This is a genomic window from Desulfobacula sp. (assembly GCF_014237455.1).
Taxonomy (GTDB): domain Bacteria; phylum Desulfobacterota; class Desulfobacteria; order Desulfobacterales; family Desulfobacteraceae; genus Desulfobacula.
Genome location: NZ_JABZFL010000005.1, coordinates 20,561 through 42,228, shown reverse-complemented (window position 1 = coordinate 42,228; position 21,668 = coordinate 20,561). Strand labels below are relative to the sequence as shown.

The following is a 21,668-nucleotide window of genomic DNA, read 5'->3' as shown; positions in this document are numbered from 1 at the left end:
TTTCTTGACACGTGACTGTAATACGTCTATTTTATTAAATGTTTCAGGTGCTGCAAGGTGCAGGTAAAAGGGAATCCTGTGAGAGTCAGGAACGGACCCGCCGCTGTAACCGGGGATGAACGTCACATTTGCCACTGTTAAATTGAGTTGTTTTAATGGGAAGGCGTGACAAGTAAAGAAATCCGGAAGTCAGAAAATCTGCCTGAATATTTGATCTATTTGCTTGCGAGGCTCTGGGCAGATCAATAAAATGAGGATAAAAACGGTTCCCATGTCAGATTAAAATCTGGTGTGGGATTTTTTATTCATGCCCTGTCCCGCGTTATTATAATTCATAATAACCGAGGGAATATTATGAAAAAATTTAAGGGTATTGTCGTTCAGCCTATTCATTTGTTTCACATGGAACAATACCATGATTTAATGCAATATGTGAATGCCATCGGGGATATCAAAACCATCAGGGATAAATGGAACCCATTTAATAAAATAGTCCTTGCCAAACAAAAGGGAGTTGTCCTAGTTTATGTGGGCCATGGAAATGGGTTGTGGTCTACGGGTATATATGTTGAACTCCAAAACTTAAGGAGAGAGCTTTATCCTGAAGTTAAAACCTTTGTTGAGAGTGTTGAAGGGTATCCTGGCCTTGAGGATGTCAAGAAAAGGCTAAACCATTATACCCCTAAAATTGATAAAATCCTGTTAAAACCATTAATGATTGTCGATAGAAACCACGCTGCCGATGACATGGCCGGTGATGAAGAAAATTCCTGGAAAACCATATTAGGCAAGGCTGGATTTGATATTGAAATAATTCTCCGGGGTCTTGGTTCTAATAATCAGTTCGCAGATCTTTTTATAGCCAATATAAAAAATGCGGCAAAAGCTTCAGGCGTTGACCTGTAGGTTATGGCAAAAATGAGTATACCGGTTGCCATATCAAAAGGGAGGAAAGGATATCTGGTGGTCCTTTCCTCCCTTTTTCTTGTTTTAATGATGTTCGCTTCCCTTTCAATGGATATCATCAACATTCTTATAGGAAAAATCTTTGAAAATTTTCATTTCATAGAAACCACCAACGAAACCTATTTGGCGGTAATATTAAATGTACGACCGCTAGGGATACTTACCTGTTCTGCCGCTGGTGCTGCTTTTGTCTCCGTTTCTGCATTTTGCTTTTACCGGTGCCTGTGCCGCCCTGCTTGCTATCATATTTCTATCCTGTTCATCAAAAAATTCAATATTGGGAATTTTTTCTCCCAAAATGGGGCTGCAGCTGTTATTATCGGGTCGGGTATTCGGAGTATTGAGTATCCTATTAATGGGAACCCTTTACTATATGGTGGCATAATATGAACCCGATAGACGGTATCGGTCAAGGCAAAAAAGGCCTTATCCAAAAAGGAAATCTGCCTAAACTCTTTTGGACAGACACAATCAATACGGATCAAGCAACAGAAAAAATTTTTTGTTCCTATAAGATCAAAACCGTTTCACGTGAAACTCTAATTTCAAGTCCTCATGTCTTAAGTGCCGACATTAGGCGCAACAGGGGAACAAGTTTCAAAGAGCTTAAACAATTTTTATTTATGGTTCTAAAAAAAGAAGGGTCGTCTGTTAACAGCATTTGTCGATTTGCAACAATAGGCATCAAAAAAATATAAAACTTGAAAATAAACAAAACATTAGGAGGCCATATATGAAAGGGTATGTTCAAATATACACAGGCAATGGGAAAGGGAAAACAACAGCGAGCCTGGGACTTGCCATCAGAGCTGCTGGTGCAGGCCTTAAGGTCTATATTGTTCAGTTTTTAAAAAAGGGGGACTACTCTGAAATCAAAGCCTTATCCCGATTTGACAATATCATGGTTGAACAATACGGCCTTGGAAAATTTGTTAAAGGAAAGCCATCTGATGAGGATATTGCTGCCGGTGCTGCAGGGTATCTCAAGCTATGTGAACTTTTAAAAGAAAATAAACATGATGTGGTCATTGCCGAAGAGGCTAATGTTGCTGTCATGTGCAATCTCATTTCCGAAGAAGAACTCCTGGCATTGATAGATATGAAGCCCGAAAATGTTGAACTGGTGATCACGGGACGGGGAGCAACTGACAAAGTGATTGAAAAAGCGGATCTTGTTACGGAAATGAAAGAAATCAAACATTATTATAGAAAAGGCGTGGCTGCCAGGGTTGGGATCGAAAAATGATGAAAAAAAATATCGCTGTTCTTGGAACCGGCTCTGATGTTGGAAAAAGTATTATTGCCGCCGCTATTTGCAGATCCCTTGCGGACAGGGGTGTTAAGGTCGCGCCCTTCAAAGCTCAAAATATGTCCAACAACTCTGGTATTACCCCTGAAGGCCTTGAAATGGGACGGGCTCAGATTGTTCAGGCAGAAGCCGCAAAAATTATTCCCCATGTCAATATGAATCCCATTCTTTTAAAACCGACAGGAGAAAAGCAATCCCAGGTCATCCTCAATGGAAGGGTCTACGGTAATCATACTGCCATGGATTACCATAGAAACAAAGAATTCTATTTTAAAAAGGCTTGTGACGCCTTTGACCGCCTTGAACAGGTCCATGACCGGATCATCCTGGAAGGCGCCGGGTCGTGTTCTGAAGTCAACCTGATGTCCAATGACATTGTGAATTTTGCCATGGCCGAATATGCCGGTGCAGATGTTATCCTTGCTGCGGATATCCACAGGGGAGGTGTGTTTGCACAAATTGTCGGTACCCTTGAATGTCTCCCGCAAAAGTATTGTGACATGATAAAAGGGTTTATTATCAACAGATTTCGAGGAGATATTGCCCTGTTTAAGGATGGGGTTGACTGGATTGAAAAACAAACCAGCAAAAAAGTATTGGGTGTTCTGCCCTGGTATACACATTTTAAAATTGAGGCTGAAGACTCTGTTGAAATCGAAAAATGCAATGATTTCAAATACTTGAGCCCTGATATGCCAGCAATCGGAATCATCCGTCTGCCCCATATTGCAAATTTTACAGATTTCCATGCCCTGTCAAAAGTAAAGGGAATTCAAACCATTTTTATTGACAGGCCGAATCATCTGTCCAAATTCAAGGCAGTGATTATACCGGGCTCAAAAAATACCCGGGCAGATCTTGAGTGGTTAATAAATAAATTTAAAGAGCCCCTTAAAGAATATTATCACTCAAAGGGATATGTTTTCGGCATTTGCGGCGGATATCAAATGCTGGGTGAATTTGTCGATGACCCCGACGGGCTTGAAGGCACACCGGGAAGAACAAAAGCGCTCAATCTTTTGCCGGTTCAAACCGTACTAAAGGCACCGAAAACGACAACCTTAAGCGATTTTCATTGGGAGGATGCCAAAGGCAAAGGGTATGAGATCCACATGGGTTACACTTCCTTAAGTGCGGGTGCCTCACTGATTGAGATCAGTTCCAGAAATTATATGCCCTGTACTGATACAGATGGCTGTATTTCAGAGGATGGCAGGATCGCCGGAACATATCTGCATGGGTTTTTTGATTCATCGAAAATTTTGTTAAAATGGTTAAAAACAATAGGATTGGATGTCAATTATCCATGTGATGACATGCACTCTTTAAAACAGAGGGACTATGCCCTTTTAAAAGAGCACTTTGAAGCCCATATTGATATGAGTCATATTTTTTAAAATAAATTAAAGTTTAAACGGTACTGAAAAAATTAATTTATGAATTGCACCGGATGGTGTTAATTCGCTTTGAAAAAATTTAATCTCGGAAACAAAAAAATCCTCAGAATGAAATTCTTTAAACTCCTGTATCAGTTTAATCATTCTTTTTGGAAAAATTGATTTTTTAATTCTTGCTACTGTCAAGTGAGGCGAAAAACTTTTATTTTCCTTTTCTATTCCCATATCCTCAAAAAGGACAGCCTCCAATCGAGTGACAAGTTTTTCTAAAACATTTGTCTGCCCCTTTGTTCCTGACCAGAGGACTCTGGCTTTTTTTACCGACGGGAACACCCCTATCCCCGAGACGTACAAGGTATGTATTGGTACGCTTATTACCGCCTTGGTCATGCATGTTTTAACGGCATCAATCTTATTGATATTTATATTCCCAAAAAACTTCAGGGTTAAATGCATGGTTTCAGGTTTCGGCCAGGAGGCCTTGATGCCTGATTTTCGCAATTGTTCCTGAAGGCCATGTAATTTTTTTTTTATCTCCTTTGGAAGGGATATGGCAATAAATGCACGGATATGGCTGTTGTCATCATTCACTATAATTTTTTATTTTTAAACCCAAGTAGAACTCTGTAAGGCCCTGGAGTACCCTGAGGCACCAGGGCCACACGGTCATTATCCTTAATAATTGTATCAAAAGGAGCCACTTTCCCATTAATAAACACGACCTCAACATCTTCAAAGTCCAATTGAACCTGCCTGATTAAATCCTTTGCACGGGTTCCCTGTTTCAGCTTCATGGTCACATTGGAATATTCAATCTGTTTTTTCTTCAACTTTTTCTGTAAAAATGAAAATGCATTAAATGTGATGACCGGCATATCCTGACCCTTTCGCTATTATTTATGACAACCCATTATGATGTATAATATAAGGGATCTTACAAATTCACAATGATTTTTAAAAGGCCCTGTTGGCAAAGTCATTGAAAAAACCAGGGCATGCGGATATACTTATTTTTATGCGACTTCGAATCATTATATTGATATTGGCCCTGGTTGCATTTTTATCGGCTTCAACCGGCGGGCTCTTATATTATCACTCTTTTAAAAAAGCGGCCTTTCAAAAAACGGAAGCCGACGCTTATTCCAAGCTGAAACTTTTGACAGATCATCTGTCCTCTTATCTTTCCGAACATATCAAACCGGTTAAAACCCTTTCGGGTATAAAAGAATTTAAAACAGCTCTTAAAGATACCAATCTGGAATCGATTTATCAGGCCAACCAAATCCTTGATAATTTTACAAAATCCCTTGATCTTGAAGTCAGCTATCTTATGGATAAAAATGGGATTACATTATGCTCCAGCAATCGAAATGCCAAAGACAGTTTTGTGGGAAAAGATTTTTCTTTCAGACCCTACTATAAAAAGGCCATCAATGGCACATCTGCAACCTATCTTGCTCTTGGCACCACTTCCAGGAAAAGAGGCGTTTATTACTCTCACCCGGTTTATGATGAAAGCAATGGTTCTATCCTTGGGGTTGCCATTATCAAGGCTTCTGTGGAATTTGTTGAAACAAAACTGTTTCCAAAATCTGATCATACACTCCTTTTTGTTGATCCTGATGGTGTCATTTTCATCTCCAATAAAGAGGCTTTAAGGTTTAAACTCTTATGGAAACTTCCTGAAGAAAAAATCAACACGATAATGAATTCAAAACAATTTGGCAATGACCCCTGGGCCTGGACCGGTTTTTCAAAAAACAATACCGATTATGTAACAGATAAAAATGATACCCAATACCTGTTTACAAGCCTCACTGTGGCAAATTATCCGGGCTGGAAAGTCATTAAGTTAAGAAATTTGAAAAAAATTGAAAAGCAGGTGTCCGAACCCTTTGTCAGGGTTATCGGACCGATTATCTCTTCTATATTAATCCTGACCGGTATTCTGGTCCTGATTCTTTACCAATTGGGAATTCAGGAAATTACAAAACGTAAAAAAGCAGAAAAAGAACTTCGGCTCAGTGAAGAGCGGTACCGGCATATCTACCATAAAACCCCTGTTATGCTTCATTCAATTGACACAGAGGGAAAAATTATCCGGGTATCTGACCACTGGGTGGAGGTAATGGGATATAAAAGGGAAGATGTCATTGGCAAAAAGCTCATCAGCTTTTTTACCCCTGAATCACAAAAATATGCAATCGATGTAATTTTTCCCAAATTTTTCAGTACCGGGTTCTGCAAAGATATTCCCTATACCTATGCCAAAAAAAATGGAGAAAAAATGGATATACTGCTGTCCGGCTATGGGGTCAGGGATGAAAAAGGTGATATTCTCCGGTCCCTGGCCGTAAGCGTGAATGTAACGGAAAAAAATCGTGCTCAAAAAGATCTTCAACTTGCCAAGGAAAAGCTGTCCCAATATTCCCTTGATCTGGAACAACAGGTAAAAAAGAGAACAGCTCAGCTTGAAAAAACCCAGGATAGTCTGAAAAATCTGTCCAAAAATATTATTACCTCCCAGGAAAGGGAAAAAGCACTTGTTGCAAGGGAACTTCACGATCATTTGGGGCAGGTGTTAACCGCCCTTCGCATTGATGCGGTATGGGTTGAAAAATATTTAGCTCGCATTGATAAAAATGCGGAAAACAGGGCAGGGAAAATGCGTTCCTTAATCGATGATACCATTAATGATGTAAGAGATATGGCCTATCGCTTAAGACCAAGAGTGCTGGATGACCTGGGACTTGCCGATGCACTGGAGTCATTGCTCTCAGATTTTGAAAAGCGCTCTAATGTTTCCTGTGTATTCAAGCATGATGGAATTCCCAAAATTAATGACACACTTGCAACAGCATTATACAGAATTGGTCAGGAAGCTGTGACCAACTCCCTTAAGCACTCAAATGCCTCCACTATTACAGTTGAACTTAAAAACGATGAAGAAGGAATCATTCTGGCCATTCAAGATAACGGGTGTGGCTTTGAAGCCCACAACAACAATGGAATTAACGGATTCGGACTTGAGGGAATGAGAGAACGGGCCAATCTTGTCGGCGGAAAACTTGATATATCTTCCCGATTGTCCGAAGGTACAAGTATTTGCTGTAAAGTAAAAGTGAAAGGATAATCCATGATTAAAGTACTTCTTGCAGATGACCACACTATTGTCAGGGAAGGCTTAAGAAAAGTTCTGGAAGACAGCAATGAGATTGAGGTGGTTGCGGAAGCAGCAGATGGAGAAACAGCTTTGGATGAGGTCATGAAAAAAAAACCCGATGTGGCAGTGATTGATATTTCCATGCCGGGAATGGATGGACTTGAGGTGGTGGCCCGCCTTAAAAGTTATTGTTCGGATGTGCCTGTCCTTATTTTGACCATGCATGATGAAGAACAATACGTTATCAGAGCCATAGAAGCAGGAGCTTTTGGATATGTCACAAAACAGTCTGCTCCCGAGCAGCTTGTTGCGGCCGTAAAAAAAATTTATTCCGGGGGAAGATATTTAACGGAAAAGGCAAGTGAAGCCCTGGCCCTTAGAGTAATCCGTGGAAATAAAAATCAGACGCTTACAGAATCATTGTCCATGAGAGAACTTCAAGTATTACGAAAGCTTGCCATGGGTTCGACAAACAGAGAAATTGCTACATCCTATAACATCAGTATAAAAACGGTTGACACCTATCGATCAAGGATATTAAAAAAGCTGAGTTTAAGAAACAATGCCGAGTTATCCAGGTATGCCATTCAAAACAAACTGGTGGAATTGTAGATTATTGATTCAGTTGGTCAAAATTAGAAAATATTTTATTTAAAGTGGTTTTGCATCGCGCCATTTCTTCCAGAGGGATTCCCTGTTCCGCCTCCTCTAACAATTCTTCAACAACAGCAATCAACTCTGGTTTAAAGTCTTTGGCCTTATGGGTCAGATAGACAAGTTTGCTTCGCTTATCATTCCTGTCCGGTATTCTTAACACAATATTCTTTTTTTCCAGAACATTTAAAAGCCTTGTAATGGCAGCCTTGTCTTTTACTGCTATATTGGAAAGCTCCTGCTGGGTCTGCCCATCTTTTCGATACAAATGAACAAGGATGCTCCACTGTTCATAGCTCACGTCAAACCCGGCATCTGAAAATTTTTTGGTCAGCCTTTTAATAATTGATCTGGATGTTCGGCCCACTAAATATGCAATAGACGAATCAATGACTTTCTCAAATGTTTCCATATGGATATTTCTTATCTCACAATCGTTGATGATGCAACTAATTTTTTCAATAAAAAATCTATAATTCATGAAAATAAAAAATCCACCCCTGACAAGGACAAAATATCAGGGGTGGATCAATTTTTTAAAGAAAGTCTTTTATGCCGGATTTTTCTTAAAAATTGCTTTTATATAATTAATCCAGATACCACTGAGTATCCATGCATAGCCCCAGGTTCCGAAAAAGATTATTACAAACGCTTTAATAATATCAGTGGAACTGCCATCAAGGGAAAATCCTGGCACATAGCCAAAAAGGATGGGACCCAGGTACAAAAATTTTGCAAACTTAAATGATGTAAAAGCTGTTTTCCACATGTTGGCTTTTGCAATGGTTGCACCGGCAAAGGCTGCGATACAGACCGGGGGTGTAATATTGGAATCCTGTGACAGCCAGTAAACAATCATATGGGCGGCAAGCTCATTTACTCCCAGATGGGTGAGAGCTGGAACAGCAACCACTGCAGTAATAAGATAAGCTGCAGTTACCGGCACTCCCATTCCCAGTACAAGCGATGCTAAGGCAACCAGAAAAATGGTCAGCAATAAAGAACCACCGGCCAGCTCTATCATAATATCGGCAAAGGTAAGCACCAGGCCCGAGAAAGTCAAAACTCCGATGATAATACCGATAATACCCACGGTAGCACCAATCTTGAGGCTATTTACAGTCCCTTCTCTTGAAGCTAGAACAAATCTTTTAGGACCGATCCTTGTCTCTTTTCTGGCATAACTGATGACAATACATGAGACAAGCCCTAAAATGGCTGAATACCCTGGGGAAAACCCATAGAGCATAAAAATAGTGATGACAATCAAAGGAATGGTATAAAACCATTGTTTTTTAAAAATTTCCCTGGCCGAGACTTCTGATTTTTCGCCCACAATATTATACTTCTTAGCTTCATAATGGACCATACAAAAAACGGAGAAAAAATACATTAAAGCCGGGAATATGGCCACAAGCATGATTTTGGAATAGGGCACGCCTGTCAGCTCTGCCATGATGAATCCACCCGCACCCATAATCGGGGGCATAAACATTCCGCCAATGGAAGCAGCTGGCTCTATTCCTCCAGCCACATGAGGTCTAAACCCTGCTTTTTTCATCATTGGAATGGTAAACATGCCTGTGGAAACCGTGTTGGCAATGGCTGATCCTGAAATGGAACCAAAAAGTCCGGAGGCGATAACCGAGACCTTGGCAGGCCCACCGGTTGTATGTCCAACCGCGGCAAGGGGCCAGTCAATAAAAAATTTCTGGGCCCCGCATTTTTCTAAAAAAGCACCAAAAAGAACAAACAAAATAACATAGGTGGCCAGAACATTGGCCATAATTCCAAACACACCGTCACTTTTATAAAATATACTGATACACAATTCAGTAAAAGGAGCTCCTGCATGGGAAACCAGATCCGGTGCCAGATACCCGTAAACACCATAGGTAAGCATTATAACACCCAGAAAAACAAATACTTTGCCCACCACCCGTCTGGCAAGTTCGATACCAACCAATACACCAATAATGGCAAACACCATATCCGTTTGTGTTTCCGCACCAGTACGGTAATTAATGGTTTCAAACATAAACATCCAGTATCCGATGGAGGCAAGGGAAAGAAGAATGAGGATATAATCTACAACCCTCATAATTTTTGATTTTGATTTGTATAAAAGGAAGACAAGCAAATAGGTTATAATGATGTAAACGCCCCTGTGATACTGGGTTGCCATGGGATGAATCACTGCAGCATAGGAGTAAAAAACGACCAGGATCACTGAGCATATATCAAACACGATTTGCTCAAATCTATTTAACTTTTCGTACACGGCTTGCCTTTCTGTTGTTTGAAATCATTGGGGACAGAGTTTAAATCTGCCCCCAATGATTCAGTTACCGATTAAAAGATACGAAGTTTCTTTATTCAAAAAACCTGCCTCTTCAATAAGATATACCCGTTAAACTAACGTATGTCTATTTTAAAATACCTTTATCTTTCCAGAATTTTTCAGCGCCCGGATGGAAAGGCGTTACAACACCGTCAGCACCGGTTGCAAGGGCCATCTTCTTAAATGTCTTTTTAGAAGCATGCATATGGGCCAGCCCCTCATCTGTATAAATAAGAGAAAGTATTTCATATACAGCATCTGCAGACACTTTTGAATTGGCTACCCAAAGGGCTGAATCCTGAAAGGAAGGAGAGTCATAATCTACACCCTTATAGGTCCCTGCAGGAACAGACAGTTTTGCAAAGTACGGATATTTATCATAAAATCCGCTTGCTTTGGCATCTGCATCAAGATTTACAAGGGCAATATCATTGGTCTGTGCCGCCATGATGACCGCGCCGCTCGGGAAGGCAGTAAACAGCCAGAAAGCATCCAATTGCTTGTTTCCGAATGCCTGAGCTGCATCATTGTAACCCATAGCATTTCTTTCAATTTTATCCCAGACACCCATGTGGCTGAAAAAAAGCTCACAGTTTGCAAATGCACCGGAACCGGCATTACCAACACCCACTTTTTTGCCGACCAGATCTTTTACGCTTTTAATTCCGGAACCCGCACGGGTAACCAGCTGACCCGGTGCGCCATAGAGCCATGCAACAGCCAGGACATTTTCATACTTTTTGGTATCATTTTTCATCATACCGTTTCGGCCTAGATAAACATGACCGGAATAAACAACACTAAACTGTTGTTTGCCGGCATCTGTCTTTCTCAAGTTTTCCACGGAACCTGCTGAAGACTGTGCCTGCACTTTAAACGTGGCAGACGCTTTTACAGGTTTGTACACCTGGACAGCATTGGCAACTACCTGGAATGTGCCGCCGGCAGGGCCGCCACCGAATACGAGTCTTTCTTTTGCAAAGGCTGTCTGACAAAATGCCATAGTGAGGACAGCGATAAATCCAATGATTAATAACTGTTTACTTTTCATATAATTCTCCTGTGTTTGGTGTTAAAACATAAAATTCCATTTCTACCATTTATCAGGCTACTAGATATGAAGCCAACGAATCAATTGGAGGATTTCTGATTCTGGTGTAGGTAAATTTCTTACAAAATTATAAGTTTTTGTCAGGTGACAACCTGATCCACAGAGGAGAGGATATGGGAAAATCTCTGGCCGTTTTTAGACTTTTCTTTATAAAATTTCAGGCACTTTTGAACGATATGCAATACTCCATCATGGGTGTGGAGCCCCGCAATTTCTATGGCAAGCCTGGGGTGGCGCCCCAGTCTTCCGCCAAGCATCACCCGGAAACCTTTTTCTTTTTCTACGATGGTTCCGGTGGGACAAACCTTTATGCACTTGGCGCACATGAGGCATCGATCATAATCAATCAAAGGTTTTTCATTATCTTCATCCAGCGTAATGGCGTTTTCATCACAGACCTCCACGCAGGCACGGCAAAGAGTGCAGCCTTCATCACAAATATCTGGAAGAACTGCACCGATAATACCAATATCCACGATCTGGGGTCTTGAGCAGGCATTGGGGCAATCGGAAAGCGAAACTCTGAACTCGTGATGGAATTTTAGGTCCCCTTTTACCGTTTCTTTTAAAAAGGAAAGGATATTCTCTTTTTCAATAATTGTTTCAATATTTTTTGCAAGCCGGGTGCCGGAATTTGCCGTGTTGGGACATCCCGCACCCCCAAAGCAGGTGGTGACTTCATATCCTTTGATCTCTTTTTCCATCCCGCCTTTGGACAGAAACTTTTTCTTCAATTCATTCACATCTGACAATTCAACAGATGTCTTTTTCTTTTGCGCAACAAAATCCTCAACTTTCTTTCTAACTTTTTTCCTTGCAAAAAAAGGAACTTTCTTTATAGCATGGTCTGCATCCAGGGACCATTTCATGGAAGAATTTCTCCTCGGTAACTGACCACAACCTCTTTATACGGAATATCAACGTCTGCTTTTTCAAGGGCTTTTTTAATGATCATGGGCATGGCAGAACAACAGGGTACTTCCATGATGACGGCTGTGATACTCTTGATCCCGGACACTTTAAACACCTGGGAAAGTTTTTCGACATTTTCATCGGCATTATCAAATTTGGGGCATCCGATCATCACAGTATTCCCTTTCAAAAAATCTGCATGAAAAGTCGGATAGGCCACGGGCACACAATCAGCTGCAATCACAAGGTTTGAATCTTTAAGAAAGGGTGCGCCTGCCGGAACCAGTTTGATCTGAACCGGCCAGTGACCCAGACTGGATGCACCCCCGGATGATTGTATCGTTGGTTTATTGGCGCAGTCGCAAGACCCTGCATTCGCTGTCGGGAATGTGCTGATTGTTGTGGAAGGACATCCGCAGGCAATGGGTTCTGCCTGTTTTTTGTCTGCTTTCTGTTGTTTCAACAGCCCTTCAACAGCTTCTTCATCAAAATCATCTGCCTCTCTTTCTATAATTTTTAAAGCATCCTGAGGACAGTCACCTATACACGCCCCTAAACCATCACAATATTTATCCGCAATCACTTTTGCCTTGCCGTCTATAATTTGAATCGCGCCTTCTGCACAGGCAAGCACACAGTTTCCGCAGCCGTCACACAATTCTTCGTCTATTTCGATTATTTTTCTCATCACTTTCATAATAGTCCCTCTCACTCTATATTGATTTGAATTATATGCACTTTTTGACTCACATATGATTCAACTTTTATTTCCTAATTTGTCTGCCTTAACACCTGTTTGGCCAACTCGTTTCCAGCTGTGGTTAAAAAAAGCCGGTCAAGTTTGGCGAAAAACGCCTTATCATCAACACCGTTTTTCCCTTCGCAACTTGCCATATGGGTCAGCATGTCGGCATCATGCAGAACCTTGCGGTTCAAACTGTCTTCTTCTGCCGGACGATTATGGTGTCCTACGATATCAATGACTTCATTGATCAATTCTTCTTTTGCTCCCAGTTTTTCCATGAGCTCTCTGGCCACTTTCGGGCTCTCTTTTTCCAAGTATTGGGGCTCAATGGAGTCATATTTTTCAAGAACATTTTTTACACCGATATCATATAAATATGCCGCGCAAAGAACCACGGCAAGATTTGCTTTTTCTTTTTTTCCGATTTTCTCTACAAAATTTGCCACCTTTGCTGCATGCCCGATGCGTTTAAAATCCGTTCTAAAATATCTTTTCATTTCTACAGCCACCCGATCTTTTAAAAGATCATCTCTCTGGGCAATAAACTCTTCAGGCAGCGTGCCAAGACATTGCTCAGCAAATTTGCAATAAGAGGCGCAGCCAAAATCCATCTTGGGATTAACAATTTTTTTCTTACAGTTTGCGCATCTTCGTGTGGCATCATCCTTGAAAAATTCCATGGGATGACCGCATTCCGGGCATTCAGTCTCAAAGATGGCATCCTTATTCCAGTATTGGGTATCTTGTCCCGGGCATTTCATTTTTAGCCTCCTTTAAAAACTTTTAATTTAAAGCCGGTGCATGATCCCTTCATATACACCGGCTTTAACTTTTCTTTATTTACTTACCCTGCATCATGGCTTCGATATCAGCATCAGGGTCTGTAATCGGTTTAATATCAAAATTTTCAACCAAAACATTCAAGACAGTCGGGGAAACAAAAGCCGGCAGTGTGGGTCCAAGTCGGATACCTTTGACACCCAGATGCAGAAGGGCTAAAAGAACGGCTACGGCCTTTTGTTCATACCATCCAATATCAAAAGAAATCGGCAGATCGTTAATATGATCAAGACCAAAGGCTTCCTGGAGTTTAAGTGCAATGACGACAAGTGAATAACAATCGTTGCATTGTCCGGCATCAAGTACCCTTGGGATTCCGCCGATATCGCCCAGATCCAGTTTATTGTACCTGTATTTTGCACATCCGGCAGTCAGGATTACGGCATCCTTAGGCAATTTTTCAGCCACTTCGGTAAAATAATTTCTTCCTTTTTGACGGCCATCACAACCGGCCATGACAATAAAGCGTTTGATAGCGCCTGATTTTACGGCATCAACTACCTTGTCCGCAAGGGCCAATACCTGGTTGTGGGCAAACCCGGCAACAATTTTTCCTGTTTCAATTTCTTCCGGTGCGTTGCAGGTTTTGGCAAGCTCGATAATTTTAGAAAAATCCTTGGCCCCGCCATTCACCCTGTCTGCAATATGTTTTATCCCTGGATAGCCGACCACGCCAGTGGTAAAGACCCTGTCCTTGTAAGTATTTTTCTTTTTCATGGGGATAATGCAATTGGTAGTCATGAGAACAGGACCGTTAAAGGATTCAAAATCCTCATTCTGGTGCCACCATGAGCTTCCATAGTTACCTTTAAGGTAGGCAAACTTTTTAAAAGCAGGATAAGAATTGGCCGGAAGCATTTCACCATGGGTATATACATCCACGCCGGTTCCATCTGTCTGTTTTAAAAGTTCTTCCAAATCTTTAAGATCATGTCCCGAGATCAGTATTCCAGGATTAGACCCAACACCGAGATTCACTTCGGTCAGTTCCGGATGGCCATAGGCAGTTGTGTTGGCTTCATCAAGGGCTGCCATGGTGGTAACTGCCACTTCACCAGCCTTGAGTACCATGCCCACCATTTCATCCACGGAGAGATCCTGGGTGGTGGACGCAAGGGCCTCAAACATGAAATCAAAAATTTCATCTTTTTCTACACCCAGAACCGATGCATGATCTGCATAAGCGGCAATCCCTTTTAACCCGATGATAAGAAGCTCACGAAGAGATCTGACATCCTCATTTTCAGTGGCAAGGACACCTACGGCTTGTGCCTTGGCACCAAAGGAACCCACATCATCGGAATACCAGGTGGCACTTTCATGAAGATCCGACCCCACTTGATCCTTCACACTTTCATAAAGCTCTTTTTTAACTTTTTGCGCCTGCTGAACCCAGTCAACCAATTTTTCTTCATCAAAATTTGCATTTGTAATAGTGGTAAATAAAGCCTGGGCAACAAACAGAGCGGCATCTTTGGGAGTTGCTGAACCTTTTGCCTTGGCCGCGCTTGCAATAACCCCGATTCCTTTGAGGTTAAAAATCAACAAATCCTGAAGGTTAGCTGTATCATTTTCTTTTCCGCAAACACCTTTAATGGTGCACCCTTGATTTTTCGCTGTTTCCTGACATTGAAAACAAAACATGTTACTTTCTCCTTATATTATAGTTAATGAACAATTAATCTTTACATCCTGGTTTGAAATTATTATAAAAAAGGATATAAATCCTTGACCTGGATCAAGTAATCTTACTTTTTTTGATTTTTTTTGATTTTAAAAATTTTTTAATTATTTTCGAAAGTTAACTGGAGAATTATATATTATTAAAAAATTAAAAGCCATCCCTCTTTTTTCAGGCCTGTCCGAGGAACACCTGGAAAAAATATCATCCATTGCCTCAACACTTAAGTTTAACAGAGGCCAGATCATCTTCCATGAAGGAGATAAGGGAGACGGGCTTTATATAGTTGAAAAAGGAAAGATTAAAGTTTTCAAACTTTCCTTTGAAGGCAAAGAGCAGATTCTTCATATTTACGGCCCCGGCCACACCTTTGGGGAGGTCCCGGTTTTTGAAGGAAAAAATTTCCCCGCCTCTTCCATGGCCCTTGAAAAATCTGTCATTATTTTCCTTCCCAGGAATAAATTTGTAGATTTGATTACTGCAACACCAGGACTTGGGATGACACTGCTTGCAGATTTATCTAAGCGGCTTCGGGAATTCACCATGCAGATTGAAAACTTAAGTTTAAAAGAAGTCCCTGCCAGGCTTGCCGCCTATATTCTCACACTTTCCAAAGAACAGAAAAACAAAAAACAAGTGATCCTTCCCATATCAAAGGCACAATTGTCCAACCTGATCGGCACCACGCCTGAAACTGTTTCCAGAATATTTAAAAAAATGATGACTTCTTCTTATATTGAAGTACAGACCAAAACCATTTTAATTAAAGACCTTGAAGGGCTTCTTGAACTGTCAGATTCAGGCAGTCTTTCTTAAGAAAAAAAGCACCAATCGTATGACAAAAAAGGCAAAGTATACCATTTTTGGGAAAGACCTTGATCCTGCTGCCATATCGCAGATGGAAGATGCAATAAGTCTGCCTGTTTCCGTCAAAGGTGCGTTAATGCCGGATGCCCATTTGGGATACGGGCTTCCCATCGGTGGTGTGCTGGCGGTCAAGGATGCTATTATTCCATACGCTGTGGGAGTTGACATAGCCTGCCGGATGAAAATGTCTGTGCTTCCCATACCTTTCAAAAATTATCAGACCCATAAACAGGTCTTCAGACAGGCCCTTGAAACCCAGACAAAATTTGGTGTGGGGGAAGAGTTTTCTCGCCCCAGGCAGCATCGCGTCATGGATGAAGACTGGACATTCAGCCATGTCGTTAAGTCATTAAAAGACAAGGCCCATAAACAACTGGGAACCAGTGGATCAGGAAACCATTTTGCAGAATTCGGCAGGCTCTACCTGACCCAAGATGACATCGGTTTAACGGCAGGAGAATATATCGCGTTTTTGACCCACTCGGGCAGCAGGGGTGCAGGTGCCAGGATTGCAGACCATTATTCAAATCTTGCAAAAAGACTACATCCTGAACTTGGCAAACCGTTAAACAATCTTGCCTGGCTGGACATGAAAAAAGGGGAAGGCATTGAATACTTCAAAGCCATGGAGCTGATGGGAAGGTATGCATCTGCCAGCCATGAAATTATTCATACTGCCGTGTTAAGCTTTCTTGGGGAGGAATCAATTGCAACAATAGAAAATCATCATAATTTTGCCTGGAAGGAAAAAATCGGATTACACTCCGTGATTGTCCATCGCAAAGGGGCAACTCCTGCTGACAAAGGCGTTTTGGGTATCATCCCCGGATCCATGGCTGATCCGGGATTTATTGTCAGGGGACTTGGAAATGATGACTCTTTAAATTCAGCCGCTCATGGAGCTGGTCGGCAAATGAGCCGGAATGCTGCCATGAAACGATTCAGTTTTAAAGATTTACAAAAAATTTTACAAAAAAAAGAGGTGACGTTAATTTCTGCTGGACTTGATGAAATACCCATGGCATATAAAAATATTGAAGTTGTCATGGATCAACAAAAGGATCTTGTTGAAACTGTGGCGAAATTTGAACCCCGACTGGTAAAAATGGCACCACCCGGCAGAAAAAAACGACGAAAAAAAAGAAAATAATTGTTTTTTATTAACCTTAGGAGGCAAGTAAAAACAAATTGTACGGATTGCGCCGTAATTTATTTTTACTTGACCACTTAGTCAAGGAGGGGAAAATGGGAAAACTTTTAAGAGTAAACACAAAAGAAAAAACCTTTGGGTTTGAAGAAGTACCGGAAGCTTATGCAGGTTTAGGAGGCCGGGCACTCACATCCAAAATGATTCTGGATGAAGTGCCGGCGATCTGTCATGCGCTTGGAAAAGCAAACAAACTGATCTTTTCCCCGGGACTTCTTACCGGGTCCCCCGCAGCCAATTCAGGCAGATTGTCAGCCGGGGCCAAATCACCGCTGACAGGTGGCATCAAAGAGAGTAATTCCGGCGGATATGCTTCCCAGAAACTTGCAAGGCTGGGCATTGCCGCTCTGGTTCTTGAAGATAAGCCGGATGGGGATGACTTCAGCATTATTGTGATTAACAATGATGGTGTCCAAATTCTGCCGGCAGGAGATCTTGTGAATGCGGGTAATTATGAAGTGATGGAAAAATTATGGCAAAAATACGGTAAAAATGTTGCTGTTATCAGTATTGGCCAGGCAGGTGAACAATGCCTCAAAAGCGCCAGTATGAACCAGGCGGATTTGAACGGAAGACCGGGACGTGCCCACGGCAGGGGCGGACTGGGTGCTGTCATGGGATCCAAAAAAATCAAAGCCATCGTCGTGGATGACAAAGGCGCCCCCCGTGTTGAAATTAAAGATCCAGAGGCTTTTAAAGCCGCCAATAAAAAATGGGTGGAGATGTTAAGAAGTCATCCAGTATCCGGCCAAGGCCTGCCTGCCCTTGGCACAGCAGTGTTGGTAAATGTGATCAATGAAGCCGGTGCATTTCCTACCAAGAACTTTCGATCCGGCCGGTTTGAGCATGCCCAGGATATCAGCGGTGAAAAAATGGCTGAACTCATTGAACAAAGAGGCGGTGTTACAACCGAGGGATGCCATCCGGGTTGCGTGATTAAGTGTTCCAATGTGTACCATGACAAAGATGGCAAGTTTCTCACTACCGGGTTTGAATATGAAACCATCTGGGCATTTGGTGCTCATACCACCATCAAAGAACTCGACGATATCGCCATGCTGGACAGACTTTGTGATGATTTCGGCCTTGATACCATTGAAATGGGTGTCGCTATAGGTATTGCCATGGAAGGCGGCATGATTCCATGGGGAGACGGAAAGGCAGCCATTGAACTGCTCTCAAAAGTGGGTGATTATGCGCCTGAAGGAAAAATCATCGGTAATGGTGCCGTGTTCACTGGCGATGCTCTTGGTGTGGACAGGGTACCTGTGGTGAAAAAGCAGTCCCTTCCGGCCTATGACCCAAGATCCTGTAAAGGCCAAGGGGTCACTTATGCCACAACTCCCATGGGGGCGGATCATACGGCTGGGTACGGTGTTACAGCCAACATTTTAAGTGTCGGCGGGACCATTGACCCCTGCAAAAAAAAAGGCAATGTCGAGCTTTCCCAGAACCTTCAGATCGCCACAGCAGCCATTGATTCCGCAGGATTATGTCTGTTTATTGCCTTTGCCGTGCTGGACAATGAAGACGGGGTTCCAACCATCGTCGACATGCTGAATGCCAGATATGGACTGACGCTCACACCGGATGATGTTGTTGCCCTTGGAAAATCCACGCTGAATAATGAAAAGGAATTCAACAGAAAAGCCGGATTCACTAAAGTTGATGATCAGCTCCCTGAAATGTTTAATGAGACATTTCCTCCTCATAATACAACGTGGGATTTTACTCCTGAAGAATTGTCAGAAACGCTCAAATTTTAACAGTACTTCATAATATCCTAAAAGTAGGGGCGGATTTTCTGCCCTTACTTTTTCAACTATAACTTAAACCTGTCAATATTTAAAATAACCAAATGGCCTTCTTTTTCATTTTCAGCAGCGTTCTTTTTATCATTTACCTTTACGCCGGTTTCCGTTTAATCCCGTCTCTTTTAAACAAAAGGGCTGCGCTATGGTGTTGGCTCATTCTTATTCTTTCCCTTGTCTCTTTGATGGTGCATCTTTATTTACGTGTCAACTTTATTTACCCGGATATTTCACAAAGTTTAGCCTGGGTTGGATATACATCGCTTGGGCTTGTCAGTTACTTTTTTTGTCTTTCTTTTTTCCGTGATCTTCTGATCATCATTTCCCTGATAGCATTAAAAATAAAACAGCTCTTTATAAAACCGAAGAAAGCGCCCTTTTTTAACCCGGAAAGAAGAGGATTTTTGTTTAAGGCTTCAGGGTTAACAATCACTGCATTGAGCACATCTGCCGCAGCCTTTGGATATTTCTCTGCTCTGCGAGAGCCAAAAGTTGTTCAGATTGATATCAAATTAAAAGAAGCGTTCAAAAACTTAAAAGGGTTAAAAATTGTTCAGTTTACAGATCTTCATGTGGGCTCCACCATCAAATACAATTATGTTAAGCGTGTCTGTGATACAATCAACACCCTGAAAGCCGATCTTGTTGTTTTTACAGGAGATCTTGCAGACGGGTCTCCGCAGGATCTTGCCCTTGACGTCTCCCCTTTGATGGACCTTTACACACCCCTTGGAAAATATTTTGTCACAGGCAACCATGAGTATTATTCCGGTGCAAAACGATGGCTTCATGAAGTAAAGCTGTTAGGGTTTGAACCGCTCATCAATGAACACCGGGTAATCGAATACAACAACGGACTATTAACCCTTGCAGGCGTGACAGATATCAGGGCAGGAAGCTTCTTCAAGGATCATGTGTCAAGCCCCGAAAAAGCTATTCAAGGATGCCCTGAAAACAGTTTCAAACTGCTGTGTGCCCATCAGCCCAAAAGTATTTACAGGGCCTCACAAGCAGGATTTGATCTGCAATTATCCGGTCACACCCATGGCGGTCAGTATTTCCCGTTTAATTATTTTATCAGGCTTAAACACCCGTTTGTGAAAGGGGTGTACCACTATCAAAACACACAGCTTTATGTCAGCCAGGGGACCGGATACTGGGGACCACCCTTAAGGCTTGGAACCTTTCCTGAAATAACCCTGTTCAAATTTATTTGATGGCTTTATAGACTTTCTTTTGCTATAAAAAGGGCCAAAGTATTATATGTGTCTGAAATTTATCAGTATTTAAAAGCCATATGATCATTGCAATATAAACTATACTTTTTTTGGAATAATAAAAAAATGAAAACATATCAATATCCTTCCAAGAGTGCAGAAAAAAGAGTAAAAGATACCATAGAACGTGGCTTAGGGTTCTCAAAACAGGATTATGAAACGGTTGAAGCCTATCTTGAAGATGTCAAAAAAAGGGGAGACGAGGCCCTTGTTGAATACACCAACAAATTTGATTCAAACAAGGTCACCATTGACTCATTGAGGGTTACTCAAAAAGAATTTGAAATCGCATTAAAAAATGTTGATATGTCATTTTTAAAAGCCCTTGACCGATCTGTCAATCAACTGGAATATTTTCATTTAAAACAGAAAGAAAACTCCTGGATTGACACACCTAGAAACGGTGTCATGGTCGGGCAGCTTGTAAAACCCGTGGGTGCAGCAGGTATTTATGCGCCAGGTGCAACGGGAGGGAAAACACCTCTTGTGTCATCTGTATTAATGGGAGGAATCCCTGCAAAAACAGCGGGTGTTTCATCCATTAATCTTATGACCCCTCCAATGGAAAACGGTGAAATCAATCCGCACATTCTTGCCGCGGCCCAAAAAATTGGTATTACTTCAGTTTTTAAGGCCGGCAGTGCCTGGGCTATAGGGGCTTTAGCCTATGGAACCCCAACCGTTCCAAAAGTGGATGTGATTGTCGGTCCTGGAAATATTTATGTGACCCTTGCCAAAAAAATTGTTGCGGGCATAGTAGGAATTGATATGATTGCAGGCCCCAGTGAAATATTGATCATTGCCGATAAACATGCCAATCCCCAATTTTTAGCAGCAGATCTCCTTTCCCAGGCTGAACACGATACCATGGCCTCTTCCATACTTGTAACAGATTCACAAGACCTTGCCCAAAATACGGCCGACGCCCTTGAAATACAGATTAAAAAACTGCCCAGAAAAGATATAGCAAAGCAGTCCATCGATCATTTCGGTGCCATTATGCTGGTGCCGGATATTGAAACCGGAATCGAACTTTCAAATCGTCTTGCGCCTGAGCATCTTGAGCTGATTGTCAAAGATCCCTTTGATTATATTGACCGGATACAGAATGCCGGCGCCTTATTCTTAGGGCCATACACCCCTGAACCCATGGGAGATTATATTGCAGGGCCCAACCATGTCCTGCCGACTGCCGGGACAGCAAGATTCTCTTCAGCTTTAAGTGTTGAGCATTTCACAAAAAAAACCAGTTTAATTCATTATTCAAAAGCTGCCTTTAAAAAGGAAGCCGACGATGTGATCCGACTGGCTGAAACCGAAGGGCTGGCCGCCCATGCTAACTCGATTAAAATCAGAAAATAACAATTTATTGAAACATCATTTTACG

General features: G+C 41.8%; 21 protein-coding genes and 1 riboswitch. Of the genes, 12 read left to right on the top strand and 9 right to left on the bottom strand.

The features are described 5' to 3' along the window. Positions 1 to 28 precede the first annotated feature (28 nt). Positions 29 to 221: riboswitch (cobalamin riboswitch) on the top strand. 133 nt (positions 222 to 354) lie between these two features. From HGJ91_RS01335 to HGJ91_RS01315, 5 genes are read left to right on the top strand one after another with little or no spacing between them, the layout of a single operon-like run. Then, positions 355 to 906, top strand: coding sequence for a sirohydrochlorin cobaltochelatase (locus HGJ91_RS01335; RefSeq protein ID WP_291345882.1), 552 nt, complete (start codon positions 355 to 357; stop codon positions 904 to 906). Positions 907 to 909: 3 nt separating this feature from the next. Beyond that, complete coding sequence (locus HGJ91_RS01330) at positions 910 to 1,356, top strand: hypothetical protein (protein ID WP_291345881.1); 447 nt, start codon at positions 910 to 912, stop codon at positions 1,354 to 1,356. After that, positions 1,353 to 1,664, top strand: coding sequence for a cobalamin biosynthesis protein (locus tag HGJ91_RS01325; protein WP_291345880.1), 312 nt, complete (start codon positions 1,353 to 1,355; stop codon positions 1,662 to 1,664). The genes HGJ91_RS01330 and HGJ91_RS01325 overlap by 4 nt, the downstream gene beginning before the upstream one ends. A gap of 35 nt (positions 1,665 to 1,699) precedes the next feature. After that, positions 1,700 to 2,212, top strand: coding sequence for a cob(I)yrinic acid a,c-diamide adenosyltransferase (locus HGJ91_RS01320; RefSeq protein ID WP_291345879.1), 513 nt, complete (start codon positions 1,700 to 1,702; stop codon positions 2,210 to 2,212). Continuing rightward, on the top strand, positions 2,209 to 3,672 hold the full coding sequence (locus HGJ91_RS01315; protein WP_291345878.1) for a cobyric acid synthase: 1,464 nt from the start codon (positions 2,209 to 2,211) through the stop codon (positions 3,670 to 3,672). The genes HGJ91_RS01320 and HGJ91_RS01315 overlap by 4 nt, the downstream gene beginning before the upstream one ends. Positions 3,673 to 3,678: 6 nt before the next feature. Here the strand turns inward: HGJ91_RS01315 and thpR are convergent, their stop codons facing one another. Both thpR and HGJ91_RS01305 read right to left on the bottom strand, forming a co-directional pair. After that, the gene (thpR, locus tag HGJ91_RS01310; protein ID WP_291345877.1) at positions 3,679 to 4,263 is read right to left on the bottom strand and encodes an RNA 2',3'-cyclic phosphodiesterase; all 585 of its coding nucleotides are present in this window, start codon (positions 4,261 to 4,263) and stop codon (positions 3,679 to 3,681) included. Next, complete coding sequence (locus tag HGJ91_RS01305) at positions 4,263 to 4,547, bottom strand: MoaD/ThiS family protein (protein WP_291345876.1); 285 nt, start codon at positions 4,545 to 4,547, stop codon at positions 4,263 to 4,265. The genes thpR and HGJ91_RS01305 overlap by 1 nt, the downstream gene beginning before the upstream one ends. A gap of 140 nt (positions 4,548 to 4,687) precedes the next feature. On the opposite strand from HGJ91_RS01305, the gene HGJ91_RS01300 reads away from it, so the two are divergent. Continuing rightward, the gene (locus HGJ91_RS01300; protein WP_291345875.1) at positions 4,688 to 6,805 is read left to right on the top strand and encodes a PAS domain S-box protein; all 2,118 of its coding nucleotides are present in this window, start codon (positions 4,688 to 4,690) and stop codon (positions 6,803 to 6,805) included. A 3-nt stretch (positions 6,806 to 6,808) separates the two neighbouring features. After that, positions 6,809 to 7,447 (top strand): response regulator transcription factor, encoded by a 639-nt coding sequence (locus tag HGJ91_RS01295; protein WP_291345874.1) that lies wholly within the window; start codon positions 6,809 to 6,811, stop codon positions 7,445 to 7,447. Between the two features lies 1 nt (position 7,448). Here HGJ91_RS01295 and HGJ91_RS01290 read toward each other — a convergent pair whose 3' ends face one another. The 7 genes from HGJ91_RS01290 to hcp all read right to left on the bottom strand — a co-directional run bounded on the left by HGJ91_RS01290 (position 7,449) and on the right by hcp (position 15,082). Further along, complete coding sequence (locus HGJ91_RS01290; protein WP_291345873.1) at positions 7,449 to 7,901, bottom strand: MarR family transcriptional regulator; 453 nt, start codon at positions 7,899 to 7,901, stop codon at positions 7,449 to 7,451. Positions 7,902 to 8,039: 138 nt separating this feature from the next. Next, the gene (locus tag HGJ91_RS01285) at positions 8,040 to 9,737 is read right to left on the bottom strand and encodes a TRAP transporter fused permease subunit (protein ID WP_291345872.1); all 1,698 of its coding nucleotides are present in this window, start codon (positions 9,735 to 9,737) and stop codon (positions 8,040 to 8,042) included. 178 nt (positions 9,738 to 9,915) lie between these two features. Next, positions 9,916 to 10,881 (bottom strand): TAXI family TRAP transporter solute-binding subunit, encoded by a 966-nt coding sequence (locus tag HGJ91_RS01280; RefSeq protein ID WP_291345871.1) that lies wholly within the window; start codon positions 10,879 to 10,881, stop codon positions 9,916 to 9,918. 140 nt (positions 10,882 to 11,021) lie between these two features. Beyond that, on the bottom strand, positions 11,022 to 11,810 hold the full coding sequence (locus HGJ91_RS01275) for a 4Fe-4S dicluster domain-containing protein (protein ID WP_291345870.1): 789 nt from the start codon (positions 11,808 to 11,810) through the stop codon (positions 11,022 to 11,024). After that, positions 11,807 to 12,550 carry an ATP-binding protein gene (locus tag HGJ91_RS01270; RefSeq protein WP_291345869.1) on the bottom strand — a complete coding sequence of 248 codons (744 nt, stop codon included), beginning with the start codon at positions 12,548 to 12,550 and terminating at the stop codon, positions 11,807 to 11,809. The genes HGJ91_RS01275 and HGJ91_RS01270 overlap by 4 nt, the downstream gene beginning before the upstream one ends. Positions 12,551 to 12,624: 74 nt before the next feature. Continuing rightward, positions 12,625 to 13,359, bottom strand: a complete 735-nt coding sequence (locus HGJ91_RS01265) for an HD domain-containing protein (protein ID WP_291345868.1) — start codon at positions 13,357 to 13,359, stop codon at positions 12,625 to 12,627. A 79-nt stretch (positions 13,360 to 13,438) separates the two neighbouring features. Further along, entirely contained in the window at positions 13,439 to 15,082 is a 1,644-nt protein-coding gene (gene hcp / locus HGJ91_RS01260) for a hydroxylamine reductase (protein WP_291345867.1), read from the bottom strand. 175 nt (positions 15,083 to 15,257) lie between these two features. On the opposite strand from hcp, the gene HGJ91_RS01255 reads away from it, so the two are divergent. The 5 genes from HGJ91_RS01255 (at position 15,258) to hisD (ending at position 21,643) form a co-directional block, all read left to right on the top strand. Continuing rightward, positions 15,258 to 15,935 (top strand): Crp/Fnr family transcriptional regulator, encoded by a 678-nt coding sequence (locus HGJ91_RS01255; RefSeq protein WP_367142563.1) that lies wholly within the window; start codon positions 15,258 to 15,260, stop codon positions 15,933 to 15,935. Beyond that, entirely contained in the window at positions 15,904 to 17,136 is a 1,233-nt protein-coding gene (locus HGJ91_RS01250; protein WP_291345866.1) for an RtcB family protein, read from the top strand. Before HGJ91_RS01255 ends, HGJ91_RS01250 begins: the two co-directional genes overlap by 32 nt. Before the next feature lie 95 nt (positions 17,137 to 17,231). After that, the gene (locus tag HGJ91_RS01245) at positions 17,232 to 18,959 is read left to right on the top strand and encodes an aldehyde ferredoxin oxidoreductase family protein (protein ID WP_291345865.1); all 1,728 of its coding nucleotides are present in this window, start codon (positions 17,232 to 17,234) and stop codon (positions 18,957 to 18,959) included. A gap of 230 nt (positions 18,960 to 19,189) precedes the next feature. Then, the gene (locus tag HGJ91_RS01240) at positions 19,190 to 20,221 is read left to right on the top strand and encodes a metallophosphoesterase (protein WP_291345864.1); all 1,032 of its coding nucleotides are present in this window, start codon (positions 19,190 to 19,192) and stop codon (positions 20,219 to 20,221) included. 126 nt (positions 20,222 to 20,347) lie between these two features. Next, positions 20,348 to 21,643, top strand: coding sequence for a histidinol dehydrogenase (gene hisD, locus HGJ91_RS01235; RefSeq protein ID WP_291345863.1), 1,296 nt, complete (start codon positions 20,348 to 20,350; stop codon positions 21,641 to 21,643). The last annotated feature ends 25 nt before the right edge of the window (positions 21,644 to 21,668 follow it).

Coding starts and splice junctions, on each gene's coding strand:
- hisD (WP_291345863.1), top strand. CDS start 20,348: ATGAAAACATATCAATATCCTTCCAAGAGTGCAGAAAAAAGAGTAAAA.
- HGJ91_RS01265 (WP_291345868.1), bottom strand. CDS start 13,359: ATGAAATGCCCGGGACAAGATACCCAATACTGGAATAAGGATGCCATC.
- hcp (WP_291345867.1), bottom strand. CDS start 15,082: ATGTTTTGTTTTCAATGTCAGGAAACAGCGAAAAATCAAGGGTGCACC.
- HGJ91_RS01330 (WP_291345881.1), top strand. CDS start 910: ATGGCAAAAATGAGTATACCGGTTGCCATATCAAAAGGGAGGAAAGGA.
- HGJ91_RS01295 (WP_291345874.1), top strand. CDS start 6,809: ATGATTAAAGTACTTCTTGCAGATGACCACACTATTGTCAGGGAAGGC.
- HGJ91_RS01275 (WP_291345870.1), bottom strand. CDS start 11,810: ATGAAATGGTCCCTGGATGCAGACCATGCTATAAAGAAAGTTCCTTTT.
- HGJ91_RS01325 (WP_291345880.1), top strand. CDS start 1,353: ATGAACCCGATAGACGGTATCGGTCAAGGCAAAAAAGGCCTTATCCAA.
- HGJ91_RS01320 (WP_291345879.1), top strand. CDS start 1,700: ATGAAAGGGTATGTTCAAATATACACAGGCAATGGGAAAGGGAAAACA.
- HGJ91_RS01305 (WP_291345876.1), bottom strand. CDS start 4,547: ATGCCGGTCATCACATTTAATGCATTTTCATTTTTACAGAAAAAGTTG.
- HGJ91_RS01300 (WP_291345875.1), top strand. CDS start 4,688: ATGCGACTTCGAATCATTATATTGATATTGGCCCTGGTTGCATTTTTA.
- HGJ91_RS01270 (WP_291345869.1), bottom strand. CDS start 12,550: ATGAAAGTGATGAGAAAAATAATCGAAATAGACGAAGAATTGTGTGAC.
- HGJ91_RS01245 (WP_291345865.1), top strand. CDS start 17,232: ATGGGAAAACTTTTAAGAGTAAACACAAAAGAAAAAACCTTTGGGTTT.
- HGJ91_RS01335 (WP_291345882.1), top strand. CDS start 355: ATGAAAAAATTTAAGGGTATTGTCGTTCAGCCTATTCATTTGTTTCAC.
- HGJ91_RS01240 (WP_291345864.1), top strand. CDS start 19,190: ATGGTGCATCTTTATTTACGTGTCAACTTTATTTACCCGGATATTTCA.
- HGJ91_RS01290 (WP_291345873.1), bottom strand. CDS start 7,901: ATGGAAACATTTGAGAAAGTCATTGATTCGTCTATTGCATATTTAGTG.
- HGJ91_RS01280 (WP_291345871.1), bottom strand. CDS start 10,881: ATGAAAAGTAAACAGTTATTAATCATTGGATTTATCGCTGTCCTCACT.
- HGJ91_RS01315 (WP_291345878.1), top strand. CDS start 2,209: ATGATGAAAAAAAATATCGCTGTTCTTGGAACCGGCTCTGATGTTGGA.